Genomic DNA, 3,449 nt, shown 5'->3' with positions numbered 1-3,449 from the left:
GCTCCCGTCGACCCGGTACCGGATCACCGTGTCCTTGTTGGGGCCGTAGGGCTCGATGTGGATGTCGGAGGCGCGCGCCTTGTAGGCGTCCGTGATGACCTGGTTGGCCAGGCGGACGATGGTGCTGTCGTTCTCGTCCATCGCGTCCGCCCCGGCGGGATCCTCGGTCGGCTCGGTGGACTCCTCGGCCTTCAAGTCGCCGAGGATGTCCGTGATGGAATCCTTGGGCCCCTCGCCGCTGGCGGCGCCGATGAACAAGAGGACGTCCTTCCGCAGGCCGACCGCGTAGCGGATCTTCTGGTTGGGCAGGAGCTGGTCGATGCTGTCGACTTTCTGGAGGTCCTGGGGGTTGTCCACCAGGACGACCACGGCGTTGTCCTCGCGTCGCAGCGGCACCCAGAAGTTCTTCTTCAGGTATTCGACCTTCAGATCCTTCATGAGATCGGGCGGCACGATGATCTTTTCGTCGAACTCCACAAAGGGGCACTTGTAGAACGCGCTCAGGGAAGCGCCGACGTCCGCCTTCGGCACCTTGTACTGCTGGATCAGGATCGATTCCACGTCGGTCGCTTTCTTGCGTGCCTCCGCGATCGCCACGTTGAGCTCGTCCTGGGTGATCCGGTTCTGCGCCAGCAGGTAGTCGAATTTCGTCGGCCGCTTCTGGGCGAGCTGATACTGGTTCTGAAAGGCGATGCCGACGGTCTTCGCGATTCTCTGGAGGCCGGCCTCGTCTTCCTTCGTGAACTGGGGCCCGTGCTTCTTGTTCAGGAGCTGGATGACGCCGAGGACGGTCTTCTGCTCGCTGAGGACCGGGACCGCGAGGACCTGGGTGGTCCGGAAGCCGGTCTTCTGGTCCCAGGAGCTGTCGAAGGCCAGCGTCTTCGAGATGCGGGCCAGCTCGGCCTTGTTGTAGGCGTCGACGATGTTGACTGTCTCGCGCGTCAGGGCGACGTACCCCGCGATGCTCTTCTCGGTGATCGGGACCCGGATCTCCTTCACGGTGTCGAGCGCCAGGAACCTGGAGTACAGCTCCTTCTTCTCGTAGTCGACCGCGTAGAGGGTCAGCCGGTCAGCGTCGGTGAGCTGGACGATCTCGTCCTTCAGCTCGATGAAGATGCTGTCGAGGTTCTTGGCGGCATGGATCCGGTTGATCAGCTGGACGAGTTTCTGCTCGTAGGCCAGCTGCTGCTGGAGCGCCTGGACGGTGTCCTGGGAGGCCACGGCGGGGGCCTGCTAGGGCAGGGACCGGTCCTTCCGGATCACTCCGGGGGGCCTGGGACTGACCTGAGCGTAGATATCGTCACTCCATGCCCGACGACGGCTCGCGACGGGCGAGCATCGAAAGTACACGCGAAGCCTCTGAAAATATTACCTTTCACCCTTACACCCTTCGTAGCCGCCTGTCAAGCATACTGGTAACGCTCGCGCCAGGTCCACTGCTACGAGCGTGTCGGCCCGGGGTAGTTGTCGGGGAGGCGATGTGCTATGGTGTCGGCCTGGGACCCGGGACCCGCGTGGATCCTCACCTCAGGGACGCTATGCCGACTCCTACCTGCAGGGCCCCGCGACTGGCCAGCGGCCTGGTGGCCCTTGCCGTCGGCGGGTGCGGGCTCGACTCCCCGATGACCACCGTCCTGCCGAAGTCCGACCTGGGGCAGCTCAGCCACGACCTCTTCATGAACATCTCCTGGTGGGCGCTCGTCATCTTCGTGGTCGTCGAGGCGCTCCTCCTGTTCGTGGTCTGGCGTTTTCGCGACCGCCCCGGGCGCGGCGAGCCCAGGCCGGTCCACGGCCACCTCGGCCTCGAGATGGGCTGGACCCTGATCCCGGTGCTGATCGTGATCGCGATCGCGACGCCGACCGTGGCCGTCGTGTTCAAGACGCAGGCGCCGCCCCCCGCGACGGCGCTCAAGGTCGAGGCGATCGGCCACCAGTGGTGGTGGGAGGTCCGCTACCCGGACCTCGGGGTCACCACCGCGAACGAGCTTCATCTCCCGATCGGCAGGCCGGTGAGCCTGCTGCTCAAGTCGGTGGACGTGATCCACAGCTTCTGGGTCCCCCAGCTCGGGGGCAAGCGCGACATGATCCCCGGCCGCGTCAACCACCTCGCGTTCACCGTCAGCGCGCCGGGAGAGTACGTGGGCCAGTGCGCCGAGTTCTGCGGCATCTCTCACGCCAACATGCGCCTCCTGGTGGTCGCCCAGCCGCCCGCCGAGTTCGAGGCGTGGGCCGCGCGGCTCAAGGCGCCCCCGGCTGCGCCGGCCGGCGACGCCGCGCAGGGCCTGCAGGCGTTCTTCGCCGGCGGGTGCGTCGCGTGCCACACGATCCAGGGGCTCTCGCCGGGCGTCCTCGGCCCGGACCTCACCCACTTCGGGAGCCGGAAGACCCTCGCGGCGGGGTTGCTCCCGAACACGTCCGAGCACCTCGCCCGCTGGCTCGCCAACCCGCCCGCCGTCAAGCCCGGCGCCCTCATGCCGAAGCTGCCGCTGAGCGAGGCGCAGATCGCCGCGCTCGTCGCCTACCTCGGGAGCCTCAAATGACGGGAGCCCGGGGTCACCTGTCGGCGCGGGCTGCCCTGCGACCGGACCGGCTATCCGGCCTCCGGGTTGAGCGAGCATGCCGGGAGGCGGTCGGGAACCCATCGTGGGCGAGCGGGCGGGGGAAGCCGGATCGCACACCACGCGAAAACGGACGGGGGCCGCGCACGAAGAGGACGGTGCGCGGAGTGTTGGAGGCAACGGAGGCGCATCCGGAGGGGCCCCCGCCCGGCGAGCCACAGATGGGTGACCGCCGGAGGCCCCGCGAGCGAGAAGCGGAGGCCGGAGACCGAGGGCAAGCACACAAGACCCGTGAGGGCCGAAGGGCATAACCGGCGTGTGGAGCTGGATCACGACGGTCGATCACAAGCGGATCGGCATCCTGTACGGGGTCACCGCCTTCGCCTTCTTCCTCGTCGGCGGCATCGAGGCCCTCCTGATCCGCCTCCAGCTCGCCCGGCCGGACAACGCCGTCGTGAGCGCCGAGACGTTCAACCAGCTCTTCACGATGCACGGCACCACGATGGTCTTCCTCGCGGTGATGCCGCTCAGTGCGAGCTTCTTCAACTTCCTGGTCCCGCTGATGATCGGTGCCCGCGACGTAGCCTTCCCGCGGCTCAACGCGCTCTCGTACTGGATCTTCCTCTTCGGCGGGCTCTTCCTGAACTCGAGCTTTCTGCTCAAGGCGGCCCCCAACGCGGGGTGGTTCGGCTACGCGAACCTGACCGCCAAGCAGTTCTCGCCCGGGCCCAACATCGATTTCTGGATGCTCGGGCTCCAGGTCCTCGGGATCTCCTCGCTGATCGCCGGCGTCAACTTCATCGTCACGATCGTGAACATGCGGGCGCCGGGGATGACCTACATGCGGTTGCCCGTGTTCGTCTGGATGACGCTGATCACCCAGTTCCTGAT

General features: G+C 66.8%; 3 protein-coding genes. 2 read left to right on the top strand and 1 reads right to left on the bottom strand.

Annotated features, from left to right (window positions below; translation table 11 throughout):
• Positions 1-1,221 (bottom strand): GAF domain-containing protein (locus HY726_12840; GenBank protein MBI4609881.1); only part of this gene is annotated, 1,221 nt, incomplete at its 3' end.
• A 317-nt stretch (positions 1,222-1,538) separates the two neighbouring features.
• Between HY726_12840 and coxB the strand changes: the two genes are divergently transcribed.
• Both coxB and HY726_12830 read left to right on the top strand, forming a co-directional pair.
• Entirely contained in the window at positions 1,539-2,540 is a 1,002-nt protein-coding gene (gene coxB, locus HY726_12835; protein MBI4609880.1) for a cytochrome c oxidase subunit II, read from the top strand.
• 325 nt (positions 2,541-2,865) lie between these two features.
• Positions 2,866-3,449, top strand: a 584-nt coding sequence (locus HY726_12830; GenBank protein ID MBI4609879.1) for a cbb3-type cytochrome c oxidase subunit I, incomplete at its 3' end; no start/stop codon positions are given.

It is taken from the genome of Candidatus Rokuibacteriota bacterium (assembly GCA_016209385.1).
Taxonomy (GTDB): domain Bacteria; phylum Methylomirabilota; class Methylomirabilia; order Rokubacteriales; family CSP1-6; genus JACQWB01.
This window is presented reverse-complemented; position numbering and strand designations above follow the sequence as displayed.

Bases quoted from the DNA above. Each gene is read 5' to 3' on its own strand.
- coxB (MBI4609880.1), top strand. From the start codon at position 1,539: ATGCCGACTCCTACCTGCAGGGCCCCGCGACTGGCCAGCGGCCTGGTG.